This is a genomic window from Catellatospora coxensis (assembly GCF_016862635.1).
In the GTDB taxonomy this organism is placed as follows: Bacteria; Actinomycetota; Actinomycetes; order Mycobacteriales; family Micromonosporaceae; genus Catellatospora; species Catellatospora coxensis.
On record NZ_BONI01000021.1, the window covers coordinates 79,664 to 103,043 of the forward strand.

The window sequence follows — 23,380 nt, forward strand, 5'->3', positions numbered from 1 at the left end:
CGTCGCGATCAGCCAGGTCCGGGCGCTTCGGCGCTATCCGCCCCGTCGGCTTCGGACTGCTGGCTGAGCGCTTCGTTCATCGCGTACGCGGTCAGTTCGCCGAAGTCGACGTCATTGTCCGCGGCGATCACCCGAAGCTTGGCGAACGACTCCATCACCTCGGCCGGAACCGTGCCGCCGCGCTCTCGTTCCAGCCAGGCGGCCTGCTGCTCCAGGGGATGCGCGTCCAGCACCGGCTCGCCCGCGTAGATCGGAAACGGCAGCCGCCTGCCACCGAAGTCACAAGGGATCATGAAATGTTGCACACCACACCGCTTCCCGAAACGTCGCTTATGGAAGTCACCTGTGCTCGCCCGCACAGTCTAGGCAGCACACGCCCGAGCTCGTGCCGGTGGTTTCGCCGATGCGTGGTGCGTGTGCCGGATTGAATACTCGGCCGATGACGGTGCGGATCTACGACATCATGGCCTGCGACGTGTACTGGGATTTCGAGGACAGCGTGGGGCTGCCCAAGGAGCAGCACAAGTTCCTGGTCTCCTTCTTCCCGTCCGAGACGCCGGTGCCCGACCAGATCGAGAGCATCGTGGCGCGCGGGCCGGGCGGTTACCAGGCCGCGTTCACGAACCAGATGTTCACCAACGCCAACCGCGACGGGTGGATCTACGACCCGTCGCTGGACTACCACTGGTACATGCTCAACGTCCCGGCCGGGTTCCTGGCCGAGGGCACGTACACGATCGAGGTGACGACCAAGGACGGCGAGGTGCTGACCCGCTCGCGGGAGCAGCGCAGCGCGCCGTCGCGCGCGATCGTGGACGGCTACCTCGCCCACCGCGACCGGATGGCGTACACCCTGACCAGCTGGTCGACCCTGGCCGAGTTCGGCGGACCGGACGCCTACTACGTGTACCGGCTGGCCCAGGCCGCGTCGCTGCGCGAGTTCGACACCCAGAAGCTGCTGTGGTGGGACAACATCTACATCCGCCGCGCCCGCGGCGTCGAGCCCCTGGCGGGCCTGAACAAGGGCTCCGTCGACCTGCCGATCGAGCTGACCCCGGGGAACACCTACGGCCTGTTCGTCGAGATCACCGACGGCAACGCCCAGGGCGAGGCCAACATCTGCGTGTTCCAGCCACACCGATTCCTGACCGCCTGACCAGCCGCACCCGGACAGGCAAGAAAGGAAGGGCACCTTCTACAACACATAGCGATGTGAAGGTGCCCTTCCTTTCCCCGGTCAGGGGGTGGGGTGGCCGAACCAGCGGGTGAGGTGGTGGTTCAGGGCTTGCTGGTCGTCGCCGAGCCAGGCGACGTGGCCGTCGGGGCGGAGCAGGACGCATGGGGCGTCCAGGGCCGCGGAGGGGTCGGGGAGGTGGTCGACCCGGTCGGACCAGCCGTCGGCGGTCAGGCGGCCGGTGCGGTCCAGGAGCAGGCCGCGGCCGTGGTGCAGCAGGTCGTAGAGGCGGCCGTGCTTCAGATCGAGGTCGGGCAGGCGCCGGCCGAGCAGGTCGGGGCCGGGGCCGAAGTCGTACCGGACGCCGATCGCGGTGATCTTCTCGATCAGCCGGCGGTTCACCTCGTCGAAGTCCATCAGTTCGGTGAGCAGCCTGCGTACGGCCCGCGGGCCGGGCTCGGTGGACAGCAGTTCCAGCTGGGCGCGGGTGTTGTCCAGCACGTCCGCGGCGACCGGATGGCGTTCGGTCTGGTAGGTGTCCAGCAGCGGCTCCGGCGCCCAGCCGCGGACCTGCGCGGCCAGTTTCCAGCCGAGGTTGAACGCATCCTGAACGCCCAGGTTGAGGCCCTGCCCGCCGATGGGCGGATGGATGTGCGCCGCGTCGCCGGCCAGCAGCACCCGCCCGACCCGGTACCGTTCGGCCAGCCGGGTGGCATCGCCGAAGCGCGACAGCCAGCGCGGGGAGTGCACACCGAAATCAGTTCCGGCGATGGCGTGCAGCTGTCGTCGGAAGTCCTCGATGGTGGTTGGCTGCGTACGATCGCCGACTCCCGCGACGGGGATCACGACGCGATAGATGCCCTGCCCGAAGGGCCTGAAGTCGAATCGCCGGTCGGTCCGGCCGATCTCGGACATCTTCGCGGCGATCTGCTCCGGCGGCACGCCGACCTCCAGCTCGCCCATCAGCGTCTCGTTGCGCGAGGGCTCGCCGGGGAAGCCGACTCCGAGCAGTTTGCGCACCGTACTACGCGCGCCGTCACAGCCGACGAGATAGCCCGCCCGCAGCCGTTGCCCGTCGGCCAGCGCGACGGTCACGCCGTCGCCGTCCTGTTCGAGGCCGGTCACGGCGGCGCCGCGCCGGACCTGTGCGCCCAGGCTGATGGCGTGCCGTTCGAGCAGGTCGACGATGACCGGCTGCGGGATGCCCAGCAGGTAGGCGTGCGCGGAATCCAGGTCCTCGGGCGCGGGCTTGTCGATGGCGGCGAAGTAGGCGCCGGCCGGACGCCTCCTGCCGCGTTCGAGAACGCGCTCCAGCAGCCCGCGCATCGCCATCAGCTCGATACTGCGGATGTGCAGCCCGACTATGCGGGCGTACGACACGGGTTCGGTCTCCTTCTCCAGGACGAGTACCCGCACGTCGTGCAGCCGCAGTTCGGCGGCCAGCATCGCGCCGGTCGGCCCGCAGCCGGCGATGATCACGTCGAACATGTGGGGCGCGCGATCGGCGCCGGAGGCCGGCGACGGTTCGCCGGAAATTCGAGAGTCCACAGGTGTTGCCTTTCGGGAGTGCCTTGTCGGGGCTCCCGGCGACACCTACGTCAATCGCCCGACCGTCAGGGGAAGGGGGAGCACCCACATCGATACAGCGTTCATGGGTCTCACCTCCTTGGGCGGGTCACGGTCAGCTGCAAGTTACAAGACCGGCCGTCACCGCGTCCAGTCTTTCCGGTGTGACGAGCGGCCCAGGCGCCGGCTCGCCCGGCTGGTCGCGACGGACCCGCTTATATCGTCAGGTATGACTACGTCAGAGCGCGGCCACCTGGTCCGAGCGACACCTCCAGTCGCGGTTCCGCGACCACTTCGGCTTGACCCCGAAGGCGGCCCAGCGCGTCGCCCGCCTGCAGCGGGCGCTGCGCGCCCTGGACGCGGGACTGCCCGCCAGCCGGGTCGCCTGCCTGGCCCGTTACAGCGACCAGGCGCACCTCATCCGGGAGGTCAAGGCCATGACCGGGCTGACCCCCGCCACGCTGACCCGGCGCCGGGCGGCGAGCTGGCGGCCCACCGACCGCTCGCAGACCGAGATCACATCGGTGTTCCTCGCCTGACAGTTCGGATTTGTTCAATACGTGACCGGGGTCCGGCTGCGACTCTCGGTTCGCAGATCACTGCGCGCCCCGCACCGGCGTCGCGGGGCATCCCGTCTCTCCGAGGAGCCCGATGCCCGTCCCGATGATCGTTCAACGTTCCCTGCGGCTGTCCCTGGCCCTGGCGATCGCCGGATCGACTTCCTGTTCGCGAAGGCCTACACGGCCTCGGGCACCGGCACCGTCGACTACGGCCAGGCCTACGACGCGTCCGGCGGCCTGGGCGCCCGTGCGCCGAAGTACTCGGACCACCGCGGCCAGGGCGCGGCTTTGAAGTACTACTGACATCTCCTGAGTCGGGTCGAGTGCGGCGACAGCGCCGCCCTCGACCCGACCCGTGGCGCTACGCGGGATCCGGGGCGTCGGCGGTGGCGACCGGGTCGACCAGGAACGCCAGCACGGTGTCCTCGATGTCTCCGCTGAGCAGGGTCACGCCGTGGCTCACGCTGGAGCGGATGATCAGCTTCTTGTGCTCGGCGATCGACAGGCCGTACAGCTCCTTGGCGTGGGCGGCGAAGTTCTCGTCGAGGTCGCCCGCGATGAGGATGGTCGGCACGTCCAGCTTGGCGACGGCGGTCAGCGCGTCGGCGCCGTACACCGTCGGGGCGGACAGGGCGACCACACCGTCGACCGGTGGGGTGGTGGCCGCGGCCGCGGCCAGGGCGATCGTGCCGCCGCGCGAGGCGCCGATGACGATCACGCGCTTGGCTCCGTCCTTGCGCAGCTGCGCGATGCCGGCCTGGGTGACCTCGACGGCGTCGCTGGAGGTGATGTCCGGCGCCATCGCCCGGTAGCCGCGCTGCGCCAGCAGCAGCGCGAACGCGTACCACTGGCACGCGGTGCCGTCCACCTGGTGCAGCAGGACGACCGCGGTGTCGCCCGTGCCCACCTGGATCGCGGCCGTCATCTCCTGCTCGGCTCCGGTGATCGCGACCACTGGGCCGCGGTCGTCCAGGCAGTCGAAATTGGCGGTGTCGATGACGCGCTGGCGGGCCGCCGCGGTCGGGTCGAGCGGCGCGGGGGACGCGGTGCCCTGGCCGCAGCCGGCGGCGGCGAGCAGGACGGCGGCGACCAGGCCACGGGCGGCGGTGGTGATGGCTCTCATGCCAGTGGTTACCGTCCGGACGGCTGGTTCGGTGGGGTCCGATCCCGGAAAGAAGACGACGGAATTCCAGCGACGGAGGTCGATGACAGGTGGGCCGTCGGGGCCTATGCTGCCTACAGGGCGGGCCGTTGGCCGGGTGATCAGTACCGGTAACTCCTCACTTCGCTGGAGACGTCTGCCATGCCCGCATCCCACGTGAGACCACGGTGGCCGCACGCCGCGCTCACCCTCCTCGTCGCCGCCGCGATGTCGCTGACGCCGGCGCCCGCCGCACACGCGGCCGCCGACACCACCGCGCCCACCGCGCCCGGCACGCCGAGCTTCACCCAGGTGACGCCGTACGCCGTGACCCTGAGCTGGTCGCCGTCGGCCGACGACGTCGGGGTCGCCGACTACCTCGTCCGCCGGACCCTGCCCACGGGCGGCGTCTGGGTCGACAGCACCCCCGGCACCACCACCACGATCACGATCCGGGACCTGACTCCGAACAACCAGTACACGTTCTCGATCGTCGCCACCGACGCCGCCGGCAACACCTCGGCCGCCTCGGCCGCGGCCGGCGTGCGCACCCTGCGCCACACCGCCGGGACGATGTGCTCGATCGCGTTCCGGCCGGTCAGCTCCGGCGGCGGCTCGTTCCAGTCGCAGCTCGACATGACCAACCTGACCCCCGGCGTGTGGCAGGAGTGGACGCTCGCCTTCACCCTCGCGCCCGGCCAGCAGGTCCGGCCCGAGTGGGGCTTCCAGCAGAACGGCACCCGCTGGAGTCAGACGTTCGTCTCGCTGTGGTCCAGCGGCGCGGGCCCGGTGCAGCCCGGCGGCACCAGATCGGTGACGTTCACCGGTTCGTACACCGGCGACAACCCGCCACCGACCGAGTTCACGATCAACGACCACCCGTGCGCTGTGACCGGCGTGCCGAACACGCCGCCCACCGCGCCCGGCACCCCGGTCGCCTCCGGCCTCACCGAGACCAGCGTGGTCCTGACCTGGACCCCGTCCACCGACGACGTCGGCGTCGACCACTACGAGGTCTGGCGTCAGTACACGGACTACGTCATCCGCGTCGCCAGCCCGACCACTGCCACCGCCACGGTCACCGGCCTGCCGCGCGGCTCGGTGAACCGGTTCTACGTCGTCGCCTTCGACGCGGCCGGCAACCGCTCGACACCCTCCGGGGTGCTCACGGTGACCACGCTGCCGGGGGACCTGGAACCGCCGGGGCCGGTCTTCTCACTGGCCGCGTCCGAGATCACCGACAGCTCCGTACGCCTGAGCTGGCAGGGCCCGATGTGGGGCGACTTCGCACTGTTCCGGATCTACCGGTCGCAGGGCGGCGGACCGCTGGCGCCCGTGGCGACCACGACGGCCCGCACCATCGTGGTCACCGGGCTCAGCCCCGCCACCACGTACGGGTTCGCCGTCGCGGCCGTCGACGCCGCGGGCAACCAGTCCCCGCCGTCCCAGCCGCCGCTGCCGGTGACGACGACCGGCGTCCCGACCCCGCCGGCCTGCACGGTGACCTACCGCGTCACCAGCCAGTGGGCCGGGGCGTTCAACGCCGACGTGCGGATCACCAACACCGGCCCGGCGGCGATCACCGGCTGGACGCTGCGCTGGACGTACGCGGGCACCCAGCAGATCACCAACCTGTGGAACGGCGCGCACACCCAGACCGGCGCCGCCGTGCAGGTCGCCAACCTCGGCCACAACGCCACCATCGGCGCGGGCGGCGGTTCGCAGTCCTTCGGGTTCCAGGCCGGCTGGAACGGGAGCAACCCCAGCCCGACCACCTTCACGCTCAACGGCCTGCCCTGCCTGACGGGGTGATGATCACAGTTGTCCGGTGCGACACCGGCCGTGCGCCGCGCGAGGGCGAGCGCACGGCCGGTGTTCGCCGGGACGATCACGTCCGGCCGGGGACGCCGAACCGGGCGGTAACCGGCCGTCTCAGCGGATCGGCTGCTCCTTGCCGTGGTCCTCGGGCTGCCGCGGTCCGAAGATGGCCCGATCCGACTCGGCGATCGGCACATCGTTGATGCTGGCCTCCCGGCGGCGCATCAGACCGTGCTCGTCGAACTCCCACAGCTCGTTGCCGTAGCTGCGCCACCACTGCCCGGCGGCGTCGTGGGACTCGTACTGGAAGCGCACCGCGATCCGGTCGCCGCCGAACGTCCACAGGTTCTTGCGCAGCGCGTAGTCCAGCTCGCGCGCCCACTTGCCCCTGAGGAACTCGATGATCGCCGGGCGGCCGGTGAGGAACGTGTCCCGGTTGCGCCACACCGAGTCCTCGGTGTACGCCAGCGCCACGCGTTCCGGGTCGCGGGTGTTCCACGCGTCCTCGGCGGCCTGCACCTTCGTCAGCGCGGCGGCATGGTCGAACGGGGGCAGCGGCGGTTTGTCGGCCATGGTGGAGCCTCCTGAACGCGTCACTCGCGGGTCCGTCGCCGGCAGCCGTGTCCGCTGCGTGTGGCGCTACCGCACCACTGTGGCACGGCATACAGCGCCGCCGAGGCCGTTCCGGCGCGATACCCCGCCATCGCCACCGCCGGACCGCCGCGTGGCGTCGCCCGGCAGACTGGGCCCGGTGAGCGACGACTACATCCGCCTGGTTCCGACGGATCCGGACTGGCAGCCCCGGCCCGCGGCCGCCGCGGCCGCTGTGGCGTATGTAGCGGGCCTGTTCGCCGGGCCCGGTGACACGGTCGAGCAGGTCAGGCAGGTCTTCTACGACCGGGTCACCCTCATCGACGCCGGCGTGCACACCGAACGGATCGCGTGCCCGCGCTGCGCCGGGGACATCGGCATGGACTGGCTCGGCGACCTGGTCCGCGAGAACGGGATGAGCTTCGACCGGCTGGACGTGGCGGTGCCCTGCTGCGGCGCCACCGTCGAGCTGAACACCTTGCACTACGAAGACCCGATCGGTTTCGCCCGCTTCGAGGTGAGCGCCATGAACGCGGTCCGGGCGGGATACGAACTCGACACCACCGAGCTCGCCCGCGTCGCTGAGCTGCTGGGCCATCCGGTGGCGCAGATCCTCGCGCGCTACTGAGACAGCACGGAGCTGCTCCAGCGCCGGCATCCGGCCACGGCCGGTCAGGGCGTCTTGAAGGGCGGAATGGTGATCTCGCTGAGGCAGGCGCGGTCGACGGGCCGGGTCGGGTCGTCGAAGAACGCGTCCATCAGCGAGCGCGCACAGGGCGACTGCGCGATCACGTCGTGGCCGGCTCCCGGGATCGCGATCGTCTCGGCGTTGCGCAACCCCTTCGCCACTGCCTCCGTCCACCGGGCGGGCGTGACCCCGTCCATGGCGCCGCCCATGAGCAGGGACGGCACGTCGCTGACGACCGGGGCGCGTTCAGCCGGCGTGGCGCTGCCGACGTCCCAGGCCGCGCACTCGGCGAACAGCCGGCCAGGGACCATGATCAGCCGGAGCACGTCGTCGGGGAAGCCTGGCAGCGCCGCCTTGCCCGCCGCGGCGACGTCCTCGGTGGAGCTCCACGACGCCATCTCGCGGCAGTACGCCCCGAATCCCAGCCCGTAACCGGCCAGACCCGGCGGAGCGACCCGGGCCAGCCGGGCCGCCGCGGCCTCCCGCCCGTCCCCCTGCGCCGCCGTGTGGATCATGCTGGGGATCGTCGCGAACCCGCTCGGGCCCGTGTAGCTCTGGCCGGTCACCAGCCAGGCCAGCGTGTACCCGTCGATGACCACCTGCACCGGCCTGCCCGCGGCGTCGTTCACGGTCACCTGGAGCGGAGTCTGGTTGAGCCGGTTGACGGCGGCGGTGAACTCCGCTTTCAGGTTCGGGTAGGCGGCGGCGCAGGCAGGCTGGCCCGCGCAGGCGTCGAAGATCGCCTGGTACATGCCCGCGGCGGCCGGCCAGCCCTGGGTGAGCAGGTTCTGGTTGATCGGCGACACCGAGTCGAGCACCATGCTGCGGATGCCTTCCGGGTGGTCGCGCAGCAGCACCTGGGCCACGTTCGTGCCGTACGACACGGAGTAGACGTTCCACTGCTCGATGCCCAGCGCCTTGCGCAGGTCGGCGATGTCCGCCGCGTTCTCCACCGTGTTGTACGACGCCAGGTGGGCGCCGGTGGCCGCGAGCTTGTCGTGGCAGGCCTTGATCGCGGCCAGGTTCCGCGCGCCGGTGGACGGGGCCGCGAACTTCAGGCCCAGCGCGGTGCCGTCGGCGAAGCGGTCGTAGTCGGGGCAGGTGAGCTGCGGGTCGGAGTGGTAGTTGCCGCGCTGGGCGACGAAGTAGACGTCCCGGTCGGCGTTCATGCCCGCGCCGACCTCGCGTACCGCGTCGAGGAAGGCGACGCCGCCCGGACCGTGCGTCAGGAAGACGATCGGGTCCGGCTTCGGCGTCGCCGAGACCGCCTTGGCGTGGGCCACCGCGACGCGGATCATCCGGCTGCCCGGCCGGCCGCGGTCCTCGGGCACGGTCAGGTACCCGCAGGTCACCCCCGGCGGGAGGTCGGCGCCGGGGCCGAGCTCCGGGATGTTCGGCTTCGGGCACGGCGCGCTCGCATAGGACGGCGCCGGTGCGTGCGACGCGGACGCGGCCACCGCGGGCGTGAGTGCCACGACGGCCACCGCCGCGACCAGCATCAGGCGGCGTGCTCGGTGCATCTGCGATTCCTCGTTCCCGGTCGGCCGAGCTCGATATATTCGAGCTGTCTCGGTGGCCGGGGGCCCGCCCCGCGATCGGGCGGACCGGAAACCTCATCCTCGTCACATGGTATTTCCCGGCGCGCTGTGCTGCGGCGGTATGCACAGGTAGGCAGCCCAGCCGCCGTACGCGGTGATGTCCGGCGCGCCCTGGGCGGCGACCGGCTCGCAGAGGAAACCGGTCACGAGGCTGCCGTCGGCGAGGCGGACCTTGCCGAGGGTCATCGGCTCGGGCAGCGCGGCCAGGAACCTTCCGAGCGCGGCCGGAGGGAGCAGCCACACCTCGCCCTCGATGCTGCCGCCGCCGGAGCCGACGCGCAGCAGGCCCGGCTTCGGCGGCTGCGTCGCCAGGGCATGCAGGCGGTATTCGGGCGCGGTGCGGACCTGGGCCACAAACCGCGCGCCGACCGAGGTGAGCTGGCCGTTGAGCGGCTGGCCGGTCAGGTGCGCGCCGACGACCAGCAGCGGCAGCCCGCCGGCCGAGGGCGCGGGCGGGGCCTCACCGAGCAGCAGCGCCGCGATGTCGGCGGCGACGGCGTCGGCGAAGCCACGGGCGATCACCTGCACGCCGAAGTGCCCACCCTCGACCTCCCCGGCCGGCACGGCGACCGCCGCGAGGTCGAACAGGTTGCAGAAGTTCGTGTACGTGCCGACCAGCGCGTTGACGCCCACCGGGTCGGCCGCCACCTGCGCGATCGTGGGGTGCACCGGGGCGGTCGGCAGCAGCAGCGCGTCGGCGTCGCCCCACTCGGCCAACGCCTGCTCCCGCAGCCTTTCCAGGCGTTCGGTGTCGGCCACCAGGACGTGCGCGGGGACGTCCCGCGCGGCGGTGATGATCCCGGCGACGGTCGGGTCGGCGCTGCCGGGCCGCCCGTCGAGGAAGGCGCCCACGGCGGCGTACCGCTCGGCGACGAAACCGCCGCCGTAGAGCAGCCGCGCGGCGGCCAGGAACGGCGCCAGCCGGATCGGCCGCAGCCGCGCCCCGGCCTTGGCCAGGGTCTCGGCGGCCTGCTCGAAGGCGTCGAGCCAGGCCGCGGACATGGCGGCCAGCTCGGCGCGGTCGGGCACCGCGACGACGGGTGCGGGCGGCGCGGCCAGTGGCGCGTCCGCGGGCCAGGGCCGCCCCGCCGGCTCGCTCATGACCGCCATCGCCTGCTGCGCCGCGGTGAGGGTGCGGGCGAACACGGTGACGCAGTCGAAGCTGCGGCAGGCCGGCACCACCCCGTCGGTCGGGACCAGCCCCCGGGTCGGCTTCACGCCGACGACGCCCTGGAACGCGGCGGGCACCCGGCCCGACCCGGCGGTGTCGGTGCCCAGTGCCAGGTCGGCGATGCCCAGCGCGACGGCCACCGCCGAGCCCGAACTGGACCCGCCCGACACCCGCGCGGGATCCCGGACGTCCCGGACGGCCCCGTACGGGCTGCGGGTGCCGACCAGGCCGGTGGCGAACTGGTCCAGGTTGGTCTTGCCCAGCACCAGCGCACCCGCGTCGACCAGCCGCTGCACGGCCGGGGCGCTGCGCTCGGGCAGGTACGCGTAGTCCGGGCAGCCCGCGGTGGTCGGCAGCCCGGCCACGTCGATGTTGTCCTTCACCGCCAGCAGCGACCCGGCCAGCGGCAACCGCTCGCCCGCCGCCAGCCGCCGCTCCAGCGCGGCGGCGTCGGCCAGGACGTCGGCCTCGGCGCGCAGCGTGATCCACGCTTCGTGGCGCTCGCCGCGGGCGAGCCGGGCGTACGCGTCGCGTACGCGGTCCTGCGGGGTCATCGGTTCCTCCCGGCGAGCACGACGAGCGGGCTGCCCGGGGCCACCTGGGACCCGGGCGTGACGAGGATGTCGGCGATCTCGCCGTCCTGCGGGGCGACGATCACGGTTTCGAGCTTCATGGCCTCCAGCGCCAGCAGCGGCTGCCCGGCGCTGACCCGGTCGCCGGGCCGCACGTCGACGCGCCAGACGCTGGACAGCATCGGCGCCTCGACCAGCGCACCCCCGGCGGGCACCGGCACGGTCCCGGCGGCGGCCGGGGCCTCGGGTTCGGGCCGGGGGTCGAACTCACCGGCGGCGGCCCAGGCGTCGCGTTCGGCCGTGAACGCCGCCGCCTGCCGGGCCCGGAAGCCGGCGATGGACGCGGCGTTGTCGGCCAGGAACGCCTCGTGCTCGGCCAGCCGGAACACGCCGTCCTCGATGCGCAGGTCGTGGCGTCCGGCGGCGACGTCGGCGCGCAGGTCGAGCAGTTCGTCGGCGGCGACCGGATACCAGGAGATGCGGTCGAAGTGGCGCAGCAGCCACGGCGAACCCGGCTCGAAGCCGCCGGACTGCCGCCACCGCGACCACACCTGCACGGTGCGCCCGACGAACTGGTAGCCGCCGGGCCCCTCCATGCCGTAGATGCACAGGTACGCGCCGCCGATGCCGACGGCGTTCTCCGGCGTCCAGGTGCGGGCGGGGTTGTACTTCGTGGTGACCAGCCGGTGCCGGGGGTCCAGCGGTGTCGCGACGGGCGCGCCCAGGTACACGTCACCGAGGCCGAGCACGAGGTAGCTGGCGTCGTAGACGGTGCGGTGCACGTCGTCGACGCTGTCGAGCCCGTTGACGCGGCGGATGAACTCGATGTTCCACGGGCACCAGGGCGCGTCGTCGCGCACGCCCGCCGTGTACCGGGCGATCGCCTCGCGGGTGGCCGGGTCGTCCCAGGACAGCGGCAGGTGCACCACCCGGCTGGGCACCTGGAGCGCGGACGTCGCTGGCAGCTCGTCCTCCAGGCTGCGGGCGAGGCCGAGCAGCCGCCGGACGGGCAGCACCGCCGGGTCGACGTGGACCTGCAGCGACCGGATGCCCGGGGTCAGGTCGACGACGCCGGGCAGCCCTTCGGCGCGCAGCCGCTCCATGAGCGCGTGGGCGCGCATCCGCAGGCCCAGGTCGAGGGTCATCGGGCCGTACTCGATGAGCAGGTTGTCGTCGCCGCTGCGCCGGTAGGTGACGGCGGGTCCGGCGGCGGTCGGCTCCCGGCGCGCGAGCACGCCGTCGTCACCGGCGCCGGGCGGCAGCAGGAGCAGCGGGCCGGTGCGGTCGGTACGCAACGCGGCGGCGGTGTCGTCGGTGACCGGCGTGAACCGTACCGTGTCGCCGGGGCTGAGCTGGCCCAGCTTCCAGCGTTCGGCGGTCACCACGGTGGCCGGGCAGACGAACCCGCCCAGGCTCGGGCCGTCCGGCCCGAGCAGGATCGGCACGTCGCCGGTGAAGTCGACCGCCCCGACCGAGTACGGCGTGTCGTGGATGTTCGACGGGTGCAGTCCCGCCTCGCCGCCGTCGGCGCGGGCCCAGCGCGGCTTGGGCCCGACCAGGCGTACGCCGGTGCGGGCGGAGTTGAAGTGCACCTGCCACCGTGCCGCGTAGAACTGCTCGACGTCCTCGCGGAGGAAGAACTCCGGCGCGGCGTGCGGCCCTTCCGTGACCGCGAGTTGCCAGTCGTGGCCGATCACCGGCCGGTCCCCGGGCGGCACCGGCCCCTCGACCGGCCCGGCCGGCACGGCGGCCCGCAGCACGTCGCCGACGCGCAGCGCCCGCCCGCCGTGGCCGCCGAACTGGCCGAGGGTGAACGTCGCCGCGCTCCCGAGATACCGGGGCACGTCGAACCCACCCGCGACCAGGACGTACGCCCGCAGTCCGGCGGTCGCGCGGCCGACGTCCAGGACCGCGCCGGCCGGCACCTCGACCGGCTCCCAGCAGGGCACCGCGGTGCCGTCGACGGTCACCGGCACGGCCGCGCCGGTGACGCAGACGGTCGCGGCCGCGGTGAAGCGCAGGGCCGGGCCTTCCACGGTGCACTCCAGCCCCGGGGCGCCCTCGGGGTTGCCGAGCGCCCGGTTGCCCAGCCGGAACGACAGGTCGTCCATCGGCCCGGAGGGCGGCACGCCGACCTCCCACAGCCCGGTCCGGCCGGGCCAGTCCTGCACCGCGGTGAGCGTGCCGGGCCGCTCGACGACGATGCGCGGCTCGTCGTCGCTCACCCCGGCCAGCGTCGCGGTGCTGTGCCGCGCGGCGAGGACGTCGGCCTCGGCCGCGGCGGCCCGCAGCAGGCCCAGGTTCGTCTCCACGCCGTCGACCCGGGTCTCCGCCAGCGCGTCGCGCAGCCGCGCGAACGCCTCGTCCCGGGTCGCGCCGGTGACGATCACCTTGGCCAGCATCGGGTCGTAGAACGTGCTGACCTCCGTGCCCGCCTCGACCCACCCGTCGACGCGTGCCGACGCGGGGAACTCGGCCCGGGTGACGAGCCCCGCGCTGGGCCGGTGGCCCTGCGTCGGGTCCTCGGCGTAGACGCGTGCCTCCACCGCCGCCCCGGCCGGGCGCAGCGGCGTGTCCACGACGCCCGCGTCGCCCTGCGCCAGCCGCAGCATCCACTCGACCAGGTCCACGCCGAAGACCTGCTCGGTCACCGGGTGCTCGACCTGCAACCGGGCGTTGACCTCCAAAAACGAGGCCTGCTCGCGCTCGGCGTCGTACACGAACTCCACCGTGCCCGCCGAGCGGTACCCGACCGACGCGCACAGCGCCGCCGCCGAGTCGTGCAGCCGCTCGCGGACCTCGTCGGGCAGCCCCGGCGCGGGCGCCTCCTCGATCACCTTCTGGTTGCGCCGCTGCAGGCTGCAGTCACGGTCGCCGAGCACGACCACGCGGCCCCGCCCGTCGCCGAACACCTGCACCTCGATGTGGCGGGCCCGCGGCACGAACCGCTCCAGGAACACCCCGCCGCTGCCGAAACTCGCCACGGCCAGGCGCTCGACCTGGTCGTACGCCGCCGACAGCTCCTGCGGTGTGTGGCAGGCCCGCATCCCGATGCCCCCGCCGCCACCGGTCGCCTTCACCATCACCGGGTAGCCGATGCCGTCGGCGGCGGCCAGCGCCTCGTCCAGCCCGGACAGCAGCCCGGTGCCCTCGATCATCGGCACCCCCGCGGCGCGGGCCAGCTCGCGGGCCGTGTGCTTGGCCCCGAACGCGGTGAGCTGCCGGGGGGTCGGGCCGACGAACACCAGCCCGGCGGCTTCGACGGCGGCGGCGAACCCGGCGTCCTCGGACAGGAACCCGTACCCGGGATGCACGGCCCCGGCCCCGGTGGACTGCGCGGCCGCCAGCATCCGGTCCACCCGCAGGTAGCTGTCGCGGGCGGGGGACGGGCCCAGGTGCACCGCGGCGTCGGCCAGCCGCACGTGCGGGGCGGACCGGTCGGCGTCGGAGAAGACGGCGACGGTCTTGAGGCCGAGCCGCGCGGCGGTGCGGATGACTCGGCAGGCGATCTCGCCGCGGTTGGCGACGAGCAGGGTGTCGAACATGGCGGGCCTCTCGGCGGGGGGACGGCGGCTCAGGGCGCGGTGACGACCAGACGCACCGGGGTCGGGTCGAAGCCGTTGCACGGGTTGTTGATCTGCGGGCAGTTCGAGATCAGAACCAGGACGTCCAGCTCGGCGCGCAGGGCGACGCGCAGGCCGGGCGCGGAGATGCCGTCGACGATGCCGAGGCTGCCGTCCGGATCGACCGGCACGTTCATGTACCAGTTGATGTTGCTGACCAGGTCGCGTTTGCCCAGTCCCCAGCGCGCGCCCTCGACGAGGAAGTTCTCGACGCAGGCGTGCTGGTGCGCGGTGTGGTGGCCGTAACGCAGGGTGTTGGACTCGCGGCTGCACGCCCCGCCGACGGTGTCGTGCCGGCCGACCTCGTCGGCCACCACGGTCATCAGCGCCCGCCCCTCCGACGAGCGCAGCACGCTGCCGGTGGTCAGGAAGATGCCGCCCTGGGCGGCCACCGTGTCGGGTGCCGAGTAGCGCTCGGCGGTGTCGTCGGCGCGGTAGAGCAGGCAGTCGACGGCCTGGTTGCCGTGCAGGTCGACGATGGTCAGCACCTGGCCGCGCCGGACGACCGCCGACCACGGGGCGCGCGCGGGCACCGTCTCGTCGAGCACGACCGTGCCCGGCACCAGGGCCGGCGCGGCGGTGGACACGGTCATGAGAGCCCCCGGGCGGTCAGGTGGTCGGCGGTGTTGAGGAATGCGCGCTCGCCCTCGGGCGTACGCGTCCACAGGGGGTCGCCGGGCGCGGTCGCACGGCCGCGCCAGGCCCGCACCTGCACCGGTGAGCAGGTGTACGCCGGGCGCGGGTCCAGCGGGTGCGGCACGTTGGCCAGCAGCACGACGACCGGCATCTCGGCGCGCAGCTCGACGCTCGCGCCGGGCCCGGCCGACCCGAGCCACTCGAAGGCCCCGTCGGCGTCGACGCGCACGCCCTGGAAGAACGAGACGCTCGGCGGCAGATCACGCCGGCTCAGCCCGTGCTTGGCCGCGGCCAGCGTGAACAGCTCCCGCCCGGCCGGGGAGGGGCCGTGGGCGGTGCCGTCGCCGTAGCGCTCGGTGTTGCGCAGCACCGTGGACGTGCCGCAGAAGGCGTCGGCGCGGCCGGGCGCGGCGGCGGTGACCGAGGCGAGCACCCGCCCCTGGTCGGACAGCAGCAGGTGCCCCTCGCCGAGGTACGCCTGCCACAGCACCTTGACGGTGTCGGCGACGTTGAGCCGCTCCCATGGCTCGTCGGCGCTGAACAGCAGCACCGACACGCAGGCGTCGCCGTCGAGGTCGGTCAGCCGCAGCGCCGTCCCGGCGGCCAGCCGCCGGTGGGCGTAGCCGCCGCCGGGGACGGTCTCCGCCCAGAGGAGGTCGGCGGCGTCGACGCCCTCGGGCGGTGCGGCGAGCCCGGTGGCGGGCACGGTCGGCATGCAGGCCACGACGGTGCCGCCCTGGGCACGGGCGTGCGCCCGTGCCCCGGCGGTGGTGGCCGTCGAGCCGGTCACGCGGCCTCTCCCTCGGGGAGGGCGGCGAGCGGCAGCCGCAGCTGCGACGGGCTGGTCCGGGTGCGGTAGCGCCGGTACACCAGCGCGCCGGCCAGCAGCGAGCCGCCGACGAACAGCAGCGAGAAGTAGTGCAGGTACCAATGCTCGCCGGAGGGGTCGTAGACCTCCTGGCGGGGCCAGCCCAGGTTGAGGATCATGCCGATGCCGTACAGCACGGCCAGCACGTTGACGAGCATTCCCCACCTGCCCAGGGAGAACAGCCGGCCGCCGCGCTCGGTGGCGGCGGCGTCCTCGCCGCGCGGCCAGCCCTTCAGCCTGCGCACGAGCAGCGGCACCGTCACCAGCGCGTACGCCAGATAGAGCATGACGATGCAGACGCTGGTGAGCGCCGTGAACAGCGCCGCCTGCCCGATGTTGACGAACAGCACCGCGACCGCGCCGACCCCCACGACGATCGCGGGCAGCGCGGGCGCCCCGGTGCGCGGCGACACCTTGCGCAGCGCGGCGGAGAACGGCAGCACGCCGTCGCGGGCCATCGAGAAGACCATGCGGCTGCCCGCGGTCTGGATCGCCAGGGTGCAGACCACCACCGCGATCGCGACGTCGATCAGGAGGATGCGCCCGCCGGTCTCGCCCAGCCGGCTCATGAGCACGTACGGCAGGCCCTCGGTGGCCAGCCGCCCGTCGGTCAGGCTCGGCGCGGCCATCAGCGCCACCAGCAGCATGAGCCCGCCGCCGATGCCCGAGGCGGCCAGCGCCCGCAGGATCGTGCGCGGCGCGGTGTGGCGCGGGTCGCGGGTCTCCTCGCTGAGTTCCCCGGCGCTGTCGAAGCCCACCACCACGTACGCGGCCATCAGCGCCGACACCAGGAACGCGCCGACGTAGCCGGAGCCCGAGCCGGCGCCGCCGGTGTCGAAGACGACAGCCGGTCCGCGCTCGGCGTTGACCAGCAGCAGCACCACCACCGCGACCACGCCGACGATCTCCAGGGTCACCCCGGTGCTGTTGATGATCGCCATGAGGCGTACGCCGATGACGTTGACCAGCGTGGTCAGTCCGATCAGGATCGAGCCGAGGATGACGGCGTTGGTCGCCCCACTGGGCGAGGTCAGCGCCGGGTCGCCGCCGACGAGCTGGAACCCGGACCAGATCGACGGGAGCACCACCTGCAGGGCGATCGCCGCCGCCGCGACGGTCACGGTCTGCGCGATGATCATCACCCAGCCGGCGAACCAGCCGACCACCGAGTTCGACAGCCGCCGCGACCACTGGTAGATGCAACCGGAGATCGGATACCGGGCGGCCAGCTCGGCGAAGGTGAGCGCCACCATGAACTGCCCGGCGAACACCAGCGGCCAGGTCCAGAAGAAGGCCGGCCCGCCGAACGAGAAGCCGAACGCGAACAGCTGGAAGACCGTGGTGAGGATCGAGACGAACGAGAACCCGGCGGCGAACGACGCGTAACTGCCGATGCTGCGGCGCAGCTCCGGCTCGTACCCGAAGCCGCGCAGGTCGGCGGCGTCCGTGCGGGCCCCGGTCACGGCGACCGGGGGTGGTGCCGGCGGAGCGGGGGTGGGGGACATGACCGCCTCCTCGTCTGGGCGGCGGATCCTGGGTCCGCCGACCGCCAATACCTGTCGAGCGACAGATTTATGCGGAGGCGTATCGGACAAGGTCTTCCACGGTAAAACCTGGGTTGCCGGAACCTCACCACGGACACCGCCGGGCAGTGAGTCACCCCGTCCGGCCGGGATGCGACGATGCAGGGTGTGAAGCCGCAGCCCGCCGCCGTCGGCCGGCCCCGGTCCGGCACGCGCCGCCTGCCCGCGGCGACCGCCCGCGAGGAGATCCTCGACGCCGCCGCGGAACTGTTCGCCCAGCGCGGTTACGCGGCCACGTCGACGCGGCTCATCGCCGAGGCCGTCGGCATCCGGCAGGCCTCGCTCTACTACCACTTCGGCAACAAGGAGCAGATCCTCGCCGAACTGCTCGAAGCGACCGTCCGCCCCTCACTGGACTACGCCGCCGAGCTCGCGCATCAGGACACGGAACCGGTTGCCGCTCTGCACGCGCTGGCGATGTACGACGTCGGCGTCCTGCTCACCGCTCGCTGGAACGTCGGCATCCTCTACGCCCTGCCCGAGGTCGCGACCGAGCCCTTCGCCCGCTTCCGCGCCGAGCGCGACCGGCTGCGGGAGGCATACCGGGTGCTCACCGCCGCGGCCGCCCCGGCGGACGCGGGCGGTTTCCTGGGCGACCTGGTGTTCGGGCTCGTGGAGAGCGTCATCGGCATGCGCCGCGACCTGCCCGTGGCGCCGACGGAGGAGCTGCGGCGGGCGGTCGCGGCGGCGGTGCTCCGCATCGTCGGGGCGAACCCGGCCGGGCGCTGACAGCGCGCTTTCGGGCGACGGCGGCGATGTGACGTGCCATCGCACTCCGATGTGGTCGGCAGGCGTCGGATCAGTGCGGGCAGGGCAGCAGCCGGGTGGTGGTGACGCGGAAGTCGAGCGAGTCCAGGGTGATCTGGCCGCTGCCGCTTCCTCCGTCGAGGCGCAACTGGGCGTTGATGTTGTCCGGGCGCACCGTCTCGGCCACGCATAGCGTGCTGGTCAGCGGGGCCTGCAGGTACGAGTCGGAGACCAGGTAGTCCTTGGCCGTCGGCGACGCGCCGCGGCGTGGTTCCCCCGAACGGGTGCGTGTCCGGCCGTCGCTGAAACGTTCGAGTCCGTCACGCATTGCTACTGGCCTGGGTGTTTCCGCCCCGCCGCGAAACCCTTGCTTAACACATAGAGCTTCATTACTGTGGGCCAGCAAGCGCTTTCCGGGTGGCGCACCAGAGGTTCGCTCGGCGGCTGCCCTGACGGCCGCGCGTCCAGAAGGGACACTCGTTATGAAACGATTCAAGATCACTATGGCGGTAGTCGCGAGCGCTGCGCTGCTGCTGTCCGGCTGCGGCGGCGACCCCGCGGGACCGAGGTCCGACTTCGATCCGAACGCGCCGGTCACCCTCGATCTCGCGTTCTGGGGCAACGACACCCGGGCCGGCTTCTACCAGAGCGCGATCGCGAAGTTCAACGAGAAGTACCCGAACATCACCGTCAACTCGACCTTCCTGGCCTTCCCGGAGTTCTGGGAGAAGCGCCAGATCGAGGCGGCGGGCCGCGACCTGCCCGACGTGATGCAGTTCGACTACGCCTACCTGCGCCAGTACTCGCAGAACCGGCTCCTGCTAGACCTCAAGCCGTACCTCGGCAAGTACATCAAGACCGACGGGTTCACCGAGTCGACCCTGGGCATCGGCGTCGTGAACGGCGTGACGACCGCGCTGCCGGTCGGCACCAACGCGTGGGCGATGTTCACCAACACCGCGCTGCTCGGCAAGTCCGGCGGCACCCCGTACGCGGGTGGCACGTCCTGGGACGAGTACGCGACGTGGATGGGCTCGGTGACCAAGGCCGGCGGCGGTGCGGTGTGGGGTGGCACGGACCCGACCGGACGCATCCAGAACTTCGAGATCACCCTGCGGGCCAACGGCAAGAACCTGTTCGACGACGCCGGCGCGCCGCAGTTCACCAAGGCGGAACTGACCGCCTTCTGGAGCGGGGGAGCACAGGTGCGGGGCGCCGGCGCGACCATCCCGACCAAACGGCTGCTCGAGGTCGCGCCCAAGTCCGGCTTCGGCGCGGGCCTGACGGCCAGCGAACTGACCTGGGACAACTTCGGCGCGGGTTATGCCGGTGACCTGGGCGCCGACGCGAGCGGGCTGGCTCTGGCCGCCCCGCCCGTGACCAAGGCCGGCGCGAAGGACCTGTACCTCAAGCCGTCGATGCTGCACGCCATCGCCGCCAACAGCGAGCACCCGGAGGCGGCGGCGCTGCTGGTCGACTTCCTGGTCAACAGCCAGGAGGCGGGTGAGGTGTTCGGCACCAACCGGGGGCTGCCCGCGTCTTCGACGCACCTGGCGGGCGTGAAGCTCGACCCGCTGTCGCAGAAGATCCTCGACTACGAGACCTCGATCAAGGACCGCCTGGGCCAGGCGCCGCCGGTGCCGGTGGTCGGCTACGGCTCGATCGAGGAGAAGTTCCGGCAGCTCGGCGAGGAGCTGGGCCTGGGGACGGTCACCGTCGAGCAGGCGGTGGACCAGTTCTTCAGCGAGCTGGACACGATTCTCAAGAAGTAGGCACGTAGCGCTGCGCGGCCCGGCGGACCTGAACGAATGGAGATCAAGTGACGACTCGGGCAGGGACGCCGGCAGCGCGGCGCGAAACGGTGGCCGGGTACGGATTCCTGGCCCCCTGGCTCGTGGGCTTCTTCGGCCTCACCCTCGGGCCGATGGCGGTCTCGCTGTACCTGTCGTTCACCCGGTACGACATCTTCAACCCGCCGGAGTGGATCGGCTTCGGCAATTTCGTCCGCCTGTTCACCGACGATCCGGTCTTCCTGCGCTCGGCGAAGGTGACCCTCCAGTACGTGCTCATCGGCACGCCGGTCAAGCTGGCCGCGGCGCTGGCGGTCGCGATGCTGCTCAACTCGATCACCCGGGGGTCCGGGTTCTTCCGGTCGGCGTTCTACACCCCGAGCCTCATCGGGGCCAGCGTCTCGGTCGCGATCGTGTGGCGGGCGATGTTCGCCGGCGACGGCCCGGTCGACGGTTCACTGCGGACGCTGGGGATCGAGCTGGGCGGCTGGGTCGGTGACGTCGACCTCGCCATACCGATGATGATCATCCTGGTGGTGTGGCAGTTCGGCGCGCCGATGGTCATCTTCCTGGCCGGGCTCAAGCAGGTCCCGGCCGAGCTCTACGAGGCGGCCGAAGTCGACGGCGCCGGCCCGGTGCACCGGTTCTGGAAGGTGACCGTGCCGATGCTGTCGCCGGTCATCTTCTTCAACCTGCTGCTGGAGACCATCCACGCCTTCCAGGTGTTCGGGTCGGCGTTCATCATCTCCAACGGCTCGGGCGCACCGGGCGGACAGCTCAACTTCATCACCCTCTACCTGTACAAACGCGGCTTCGCCGACCTGCAGATGGGATACGCGGCGGCGATCGCCTGGGTCGTCCTCGTCGTCGTCGCGATCATCGCGCTGATCATGTTCCGGACCGCCCGGTCGTGGGTGTACTACGCGGGAGACCAACGGTGACCACCATCGAGCAGGAGCACGAGACCGCCGGGCGGACGGCGCCCGACACCGGCCCGGCCCCGCGGCGCGGCCGCCGCCGCGGCCTGGCGAGCACGATCGTGTGGTACCTGACGCTGCTCGTGCTCGCCGCCGTCGTCCTCTACCCGCTCGTCTGGCTGGTCCTCGCCACGCTCAAGCCGTCGAGCGAGTTCGGGCGCAACAGCGGAATGCTGCCGTGGGAGCCGACGCTGGACAACTACGCCCGGGTATGGGACGGCATCGCCGGCATCCCGCTGTGGCGCTACTTCCTCAACTCGCTGATCGTGGCGTCCCTGGCGGTGGTCGGCACGCTGGGCTCCAGCGCCCTGGCCGGCTACGCCTTCGCCCGCGTCGCGTTCAAGGGCTCCGGGATCCTGTTCGCCGCGATGATCGGAACGCTGCTCCTGCCGTTCCACGTGATCATCATCCCGCAGTACATCATCTTCAACGAGCTGGACCTCGTCGACACGTACGTCCCGCTGCTGATCGGCAAGTACCTGGGCACGGAGGCGTTCTTCGTGTTCCTCATGGTGCAGTTCATCCGCAACATCCCGCGCGAGCTCGACGAGGCGGCCCGCATCGACGGCGCCGGGCACCCGCGCATCTTCCGGTCGATCATCGTGCCGCTGCTGCGACCCGCCCTGGTCACCGGCGGGATCTTCAGCTTCATCTGGACCTGGAACGACTTCCTGGGCCCGCTGATCTACCTCACCTCGCCGGAGAACTACACCCTGCCCGTCGCGCTGCGCCTCTACAACGACGCGACGAGCACCTCCGACCACGGCGCGACCGTCGCCGCCTCCCTGCTGTCGCTGATCCCGGTGCTGCTCTTCTTCCTGATCTTCCAGCGGCTGCTGATCCGGGGCGTCGCCACCCAGGGCCTGAAAGGATGAGGGACCGGCTCGCGAACAGCAGCGGGTTCGCGCTGTTCGGCGAGGTGCTGCTGACCGGCGTCGCCGTCGCCCTGCTCGCCCTGCCCGTGCTGACGCTGCCCGCCGCGCTGGCCGGCGGCATCGGCCACCTGCGGCGGTACGTCGACGACGAGGCGGCTCCCGTCGCCGCGCTCTGGCGTGACACACGGGCGGCCGCGGCGGGCGGGGTGGCGGTGGCGCTGGCGGCACTGCTCGCCGGCAGCGCGGCGGTCTTCGCGATCGGGCTGGCGGGCGCCGACCGGACACCGGCGGGCACCGTCATGGCGGTCGCCGGCCGGCTGGCCCTCGGCGTCGTGGCCACCGCGGTGGTGATGGCGGCCGGGGCGTGGACCCGTGACGGCGGCTGGGCGGGGGCGGTCCGCGGCCTGCGCGGCCAGCTCGACACCGATCCGGCCGCAGCGCTGCACCTGTTCGTCGCGGTGGCGCTGACCGCCGTGCTGACCTGGCAGTTCCTGCCGCTGCTCGTGCCTTCGCTCGGCGTGCTCGCCTTCGCCGCCGTCGCCGTGCGGCACCGCTCACGCGGACGCTTGCCGTGACCATCGGTCAGCGTGCCCGCCTGCCGTTTTTAATCGACGTTGGCCTATCTCGGCGAATCCGGCTGCCGGATTTTCCACGTGATAGGCCAACGTCGATCAGGGGTCGGCGTTCGGCCTTCAGGTCTGACGGACGGCCTTACGATTCAGCACGTGACCCTCGTGAGGACAACGTGATCTTCACGTACCTCGCCGACCATGGCGAAATCGGACCGGTCGACGTCGCAGCAGAAGCTGAGGTCACTGGAAAGGTCGACGCGTTCGGACGCGGGTAGTCCGGCATAGCGGCGACTGTGCTCGGCGGCACCGTCGAGGATGCCCGCGACCAGTTCTGCCCGTCCCGGCGCCGAACCGTCGAGAAGGCCGGCCAGGTGCCGCGCACAGGCCCAGTCCTCAGCGGTCCGCCCGGTGCAGAGGAGAGTGTACGGAACGTCCGCGTGGTTGCTCGCGATCCACCGGGCGGTGGCGCCGACGTTCCGCGCCGATGCCGCGAGCAGTGCCGCCGGCGCTGGGCACCGGGCGAGCCCGAGCGTGCCGTTCGACGTCGCCTGGATCATGCGTCGGCCTTCCCACCGCTCCACCGACATCTCGAACGGCGAGTTCCCGAAGTCGAAGTCCGCGGGCTTGAGCCCGTCGGACTCCCCGACCAGGAGGCGGTCCGGGTGCAGCCGCCGGAGGCTTCGGCCGGCCTCGACCGTCGGCGCACAGGCGATTTCTGTCACGCCACGCTCGAAGGCCACCGCGGCCGTCGTGAAAGCCCGGATGACATCGATGACGACGACGACTCCGCCGGCCGGGATCTCGGCGTCCATACCCACGATCGACACGGC

At 72.2% G+C, this 23,380-nt stretch carries 21 protein-coding genes and 1 pseudogene; 10 read left to right on the forward strand and 12 right to left on the reverse strand.

All coding sequences use genetic code 11. The features are described 5' to 3' along the window. Positions 1 to 8 precede the first annotated feature (8 nt). A complete protein-coding gene (locus Cco03nite_RS14700) occupies positions 9 to 305 on the reverse strand; it encodes a DUF2610 domain-containing protein (RefSeq protein WP_203692631.1) in 297 nt (98 codons plus the stop codon). Between the two features lie 134 nt (positions 306 to 439). Here Cco03nite_RS14700 and Cco03nite_RS14705 point away from each other — a divergent pair, with 134 nt between their 5' ends. After that, entirely contained in the window at positions 440 to 1,156 is a 717-nt protein-coding gene (locus tag Cco03nite_RS14705) for a hypothetical protein (RefSeq protein WP_203692632.1), read from the forward strand. An 81-nt stretch (positions 1,157 to 1,237) separates the two neighbouring features. Here the strand turns inward: Cco03nite_RS14705 and rox are convergent, their stop codons facing one another. Further along, positions 1,238 to 2,662: a rifampin monooxygenase gene (gene rox, locus Cco03nite_RS14710; RefSeq protein ID WP_203692633.1), complete on the reverse strand. Its 1,425-nt coding sequence runs from the start codon at positions 2,660 to 2,662 to the stop codon at positions 1,238 to 1,240. A 338-nt stretch (positions 2,663 to 3,000) separates the two neighbouring features. Here rox and Cco03nite_RS14715 point away from each other — a divergent pair. Then, positions 3,001 to 3,279: pseudogene (locus tag Cco03nite_RS14715) on the forward strand (helix-turn-helix domain-containing protein); the annotation flags it as partial. Between the two features lie 21 nt (positions 3,280 to 3,300). Further along, entirely contained in the window at positions 3,301 to 3,603 is a 303-nt protein-coding gene (locus Cco03nite_RS14720) for a hypothetical protein (RefSeq protein WP_203692634.1), read from the forward strand. Positions 3,604 to 3,661: 58 nt separating this feature from the next. Here the strand turns inward: Cco03nite_RS14720 and Cco03nite_RS14725 are convergent, their stop codons facing one another. Further along, the gene (locus Cco03nite_RS14725) at positions 3,662 to 4,423 is read right to left on the reverse strand and encodes an alpha/beta hydrolase (RefSeq protein ID WP_203692635.1); all 762 of its coding nucleotides are present in this window, start codon (positions 4,421 to 4,423) and stop codon (positions 3,662 to 3,664) included. A 195-nt stretch (positions 4,424 to 4,618) separates the two neighbouring features. Between Cco03nite_RS14725 and Cco03nite_RS14730 the strand changes: the two genes are divergently transcribed. Beyond that, positions 4,619 to 6,253, forward strand: coding sequence for a cellulose binding domain-containing protein (locus tag Cco03nite_RS14730; RefSeq protein ID WP_203692636.1), 1,635 nt, complete (start codon positions 4,619 to 4,621; stop codon positions 6,251 to 6,253). 120 nt (positions 6,254 to 6,373) lie between these two features. On the opposite strand, the gene Cco03nite_RS14735 is transcribed toward Cco03nite_RS14730, so the two are convergent. Further along, the gene (locus Cco03nite_RS14735) at positions 6,374 to 6,832 is read right to left on the reverse strand and encodes a nuclear transport factor 2 family protein (protein WP_203692637.1); all 459 of its coding nucleotides are present in this window, start codon (positions 6,830 to 6,832) and stop codon (positions 6,374 to 6,376) included. 178 nt (positions 6,833 to 7,010) lie between these two features. On the opposite strand from Cco03nite_RS14735, the gene Cco03nite_RS14740 reads away from it, so the two are divergent. Further along, on the forward strand, positions 7,011 to 7,478 hold the full coding sequence (locus tag Cco03nite_RS14740; RefSeq protein ID WP_203692638.1) for a hypothetical protein: 468 nt from the start codon (positions 7,011 to 7,013) through the stop codon (positions 7,476 to 7,478). 44 nt (positions 7,479 to 7,522) lie between these two features. Here the strand turns inward: Cco03nite_RS14740 and Cco03nite_RS14745 are convergent, their stop codons facing one another. The 6 genes from Cco03nite_RS14745 to Cco03nite_RS14770 all read right to left on the reverse strand — a co-directional run bounded on the left by Cco03nite_RS14745 (position 7,523) and on the right by Cco03nite_RS14770 (position 17,511). Further along, on the reverse strand, positions 7,523 to 9,058 hold the full coding sequence (locus Cco03nite_RS14745; RefSeq protein ID WP_203692639.1) for an alpha/beta hydrolase: 1,536 nt from the start codon (positions 9,056 to 9,058) through the stop codon (positions 7,523 to 7,525). A gap of 102 nt (positions 9,059 to 9,160) precedes the next feature. After that, positions 9,161 to 10,861, reverse strand: coding sequence for an allophanate hydrolase (gene atzF, locus Cco03nite_RS14750; RefSeq protein WP_203692640.1), 1,701 nt, complete (start codon positions 10,859 to 10,861; stop codon positions 9,161 to 9,163). Further along, a complete protein-coding gene (gene uca, locus Cco03nite_RS14755) occupies positions 10,858 to 14,424 on the reverse strand; it encodes an urea carboxylase (RefSeq protein ID WP_203692641.1) in 3,567 nt (1,188 codons plus the stop codon). Before uca ends, atzF begins: the two co-directional genes overlap by 4 nt. A gap of 29 nt (positions 14,425 to 14,453) precedes the next feature. Further along, positions 14,454 to 15,095: an urea amidolyase associated protein UAAP2 gene (locus Cco03nite_RS14760; RefSeq protein WP_203692642.1), complete on the reverse strand. Its 642-nt coding sequence runs from the start codon at positions 15,093 to 15,095 to the stop codon at positions 14,454 to 14,456. Then, complete coding sequence (locus tag Cco03nite_RS14765; RefSeq protein ID WP_239167377.1) at positions 15,092 to 15,928, reverse strand: urea amidolyase associated protein UAAP1; 837 nt, start codon at positions 15,926 to 15,928, stop codon at positions 15,092 to 15,094. The genes Cco03nite_RS14760 and Cco03nite_RS14765 overlap by 4 nt, the downstream gene beginning before the upstream one ends. Then, positions 15,925 to 17,511, reverse strand: coding sequence for an amino acid permease (locus tag Cco03nite_RS14770; RefSeq protein ID WP_203692643.1), 1,587 nt, complete (start codon positions 17,509 to 17,511; stop codon positions 15,925 to 15,927). The genes Cco03nite_RS14765 and Cco03nite_RS14770 overlap by 4 nt, the downstream gene beginning before the upstream one ends. Positions 17,512 to 17,688: 177 nt before the next feature. Between Cco03nite_RS14770 and Cco03nite_RS14775 the strand changes: the two genes are divergently transcribed. Continuing rightward, complete coding sequence (locus tag Cco03nite_RS14775; RefSeq protein WP_203692644.1) at positions 17,689 to 18,318, forward strand: TetR/AcrR family transcriptional regulator; 630 nt, start codon at positions 17,689 to 17,691, stop codon at positions 18,316 to 18,318. 70 nt (positions 18,319 to 18,388) lie between these two features. Here Cco03nite_RS14775 and Cco03nite_RS14780 read toward each other — a convergent pair whose 3' ends face one another. After that, on the reverse strand, positions 18,389 to 18,664 hold the full coding sequence (locus tag Cco03nite_RS14780) for a hypothetical protein (protein WP_203692645.1): 276 nt from the start codon (positions 18,662 to 18,664) through the stop codon (positions 18,389 to 18,391). Positions 18,665 to 18,818: 154 nt separating this feature from the next. On the opposite strand from Cco03nite_RS14780, the gene Cco03nite_RS14785 reads away from it, so the two are divergent. Genes Cco03nite_RS14785 through Cco03nite_RS14800 form a run of 4 tightly spaced genes read left to right on the forward strand, consistent with a single transcriptional unit; the run spans position 18,819 to position 22,553 of the window. Beyond that, positions 18,819 to 20,108: an ABC transporter substrate-binding protein gene (locus Cco03nite_RS14785; protein WP_203692646.1), complete on the forward strand. Its 1,290-nt coding sequence runs from the start codon at positions 18,819 to 18,821 to the stop codon at positions 20,106 to 20,108. A gap of 47 nt (positions 20,109 to 20,155) precedes the next feature. Further along, positions 20,156 to 21,067: a carbohydrate ABC transporter permease gene (locus Cco03nite_RS14790; RefSeq protein WP_239167378.1), complete on the forward strand. Its 912-nt coding sequence runs from the start codon at positions 20,156 to 20,158 to the stop codon at positions 21,065 to 21,067. Further along, a complete protein-coding gene (locus Cco03nite_RS14795) occupies positions 21,064 to 21,978 on the forward strand; it encodes a carbohydrate ABC transporter permease (protein ID WP_239167379.1) in 915 nt (304 codons plus the stop codon). Before Cco03nite_RS14790 ends, Cco03nite_RS14795 begins: the two co-directional genes overlap by 4 nt. Beyond that, entirely contained in the window at positions 21,975 to 22,553 is a 579-nt protein-coding gene (locus Cco03nite_RS14800) for a hypothetical protein (protein ID WP_203692647.1), read from the forward strand. Before Cco03nite_RS14795 ends, Cco03nite_RS14800 begins: the two co-directional genes overlap by 4 nt. A gap of 143 nt (positions 22,554 to 22,696) precedes the next feature. Here the strand turns inward: Cco03nite_RS14800 and Cco03nite_RS14805 are convergent, their stop codons facing one another. Next, entirely contained in the window at positions 22,697 to 23,377 is a 681-nt protein-coding gene (locus Cco03nite_RS14805; protein ID WP_203692648.1) for a 2-phosphosulfolactate phosphatase, read from the reverse strand. Positions 23,378 to 23,380: the final 3 nt, after the last annotated feature.

Coding starts and splice junctions, on each gene's coding strand:
- Cco03nite_RS14705 (WP_203692632.1), top strand. CDS start 440: ATGACGGTGCGGATCTACGACATCATGGCCTGCGACGTGTACTGGGAT.
- Cco03nite_RS14780 (WP_203692645.1), bottom strand. CDS start 18,664: ATGCGTGACGGACTCGAACGTTTCAGCGACGGCCGGACACGCACCCGT.
- Cco03nite_RS14760 (WP_203692642.1), bottom strand. CDS start 15,095: ATGACCGTGTCCACCGCCGCGCCGGCCCTGGTGCCGGGCACGGTCGTG.
- uca (WP_203692641.1), bottom strand. CDS start 14,424: ATGTTCGACACCCTGCTCGTCGCCAACCGCGGCGAGATCGCCTGCCGA.
- Cco03nite_RS14745 (WP_203692639.1), bottom strand. CDS start 9,058: ATGCACCGAGCACGCCGCCTGATGCTGGTCGCGGCGGTGGCCGTCGTG.
- Cco03nite_RS14785 (WP_203692646.1), top strand. CDS start 18,819: ATGAAACGATTCAAGATCACTATGGCGGTAGTCGCGAGCGCTGCGCTG.
- atzF (WP_203692640.1), bottom strand. CDS start 10,861: ATGACCCCGCAGGACCGCGTACGCGACGCGTACGCCCGGCTCGCCCGC.
- Cco03nite_RS14735 (WP_203692637.1), bottom strand. CDS start 6,832: ATGGCCGACAAACCGCCGCTGCCCCCGTTCGACCATGCCGCCGCGCTG.
- Cco03nite_RS14800 (WP_203692647.1), top strand. CDS start 21,975: ATGAGGGACCGGCTCGCGAACAGCAGCGGGTTCGCGCTGTTCGGCGAG.
- rox (WP_203692633.1), bottom strand. CDS start 2,662: ATGTTCGACGTGATCATCGCCGGCTGCGGGCCGACCGGCGCGATGCTG.
- Cco03nite_RS14725 (WP_203692635.1), bottom strand. CDS start 4,423: ATGAGAGCCATCACCACCGCCGCCCGTGGCCTGGTCGCCGCCGTCCTG.
- Cco03nite_RS14770 (WP_203692643.1), bottom strand. CDS start 17,511: ATGTCCCCCACCCCCGCTCCGCCGGCACCACCCCCGGTCGCCGTGACC.
- Cco03nite_RS14775 (WP_203692644.1), top strand. CDS start 17,689: ATGCAGGGTGTGAAGCCGCAGCCCGCCGCCGTCGGCCGGCCCCGGTCC.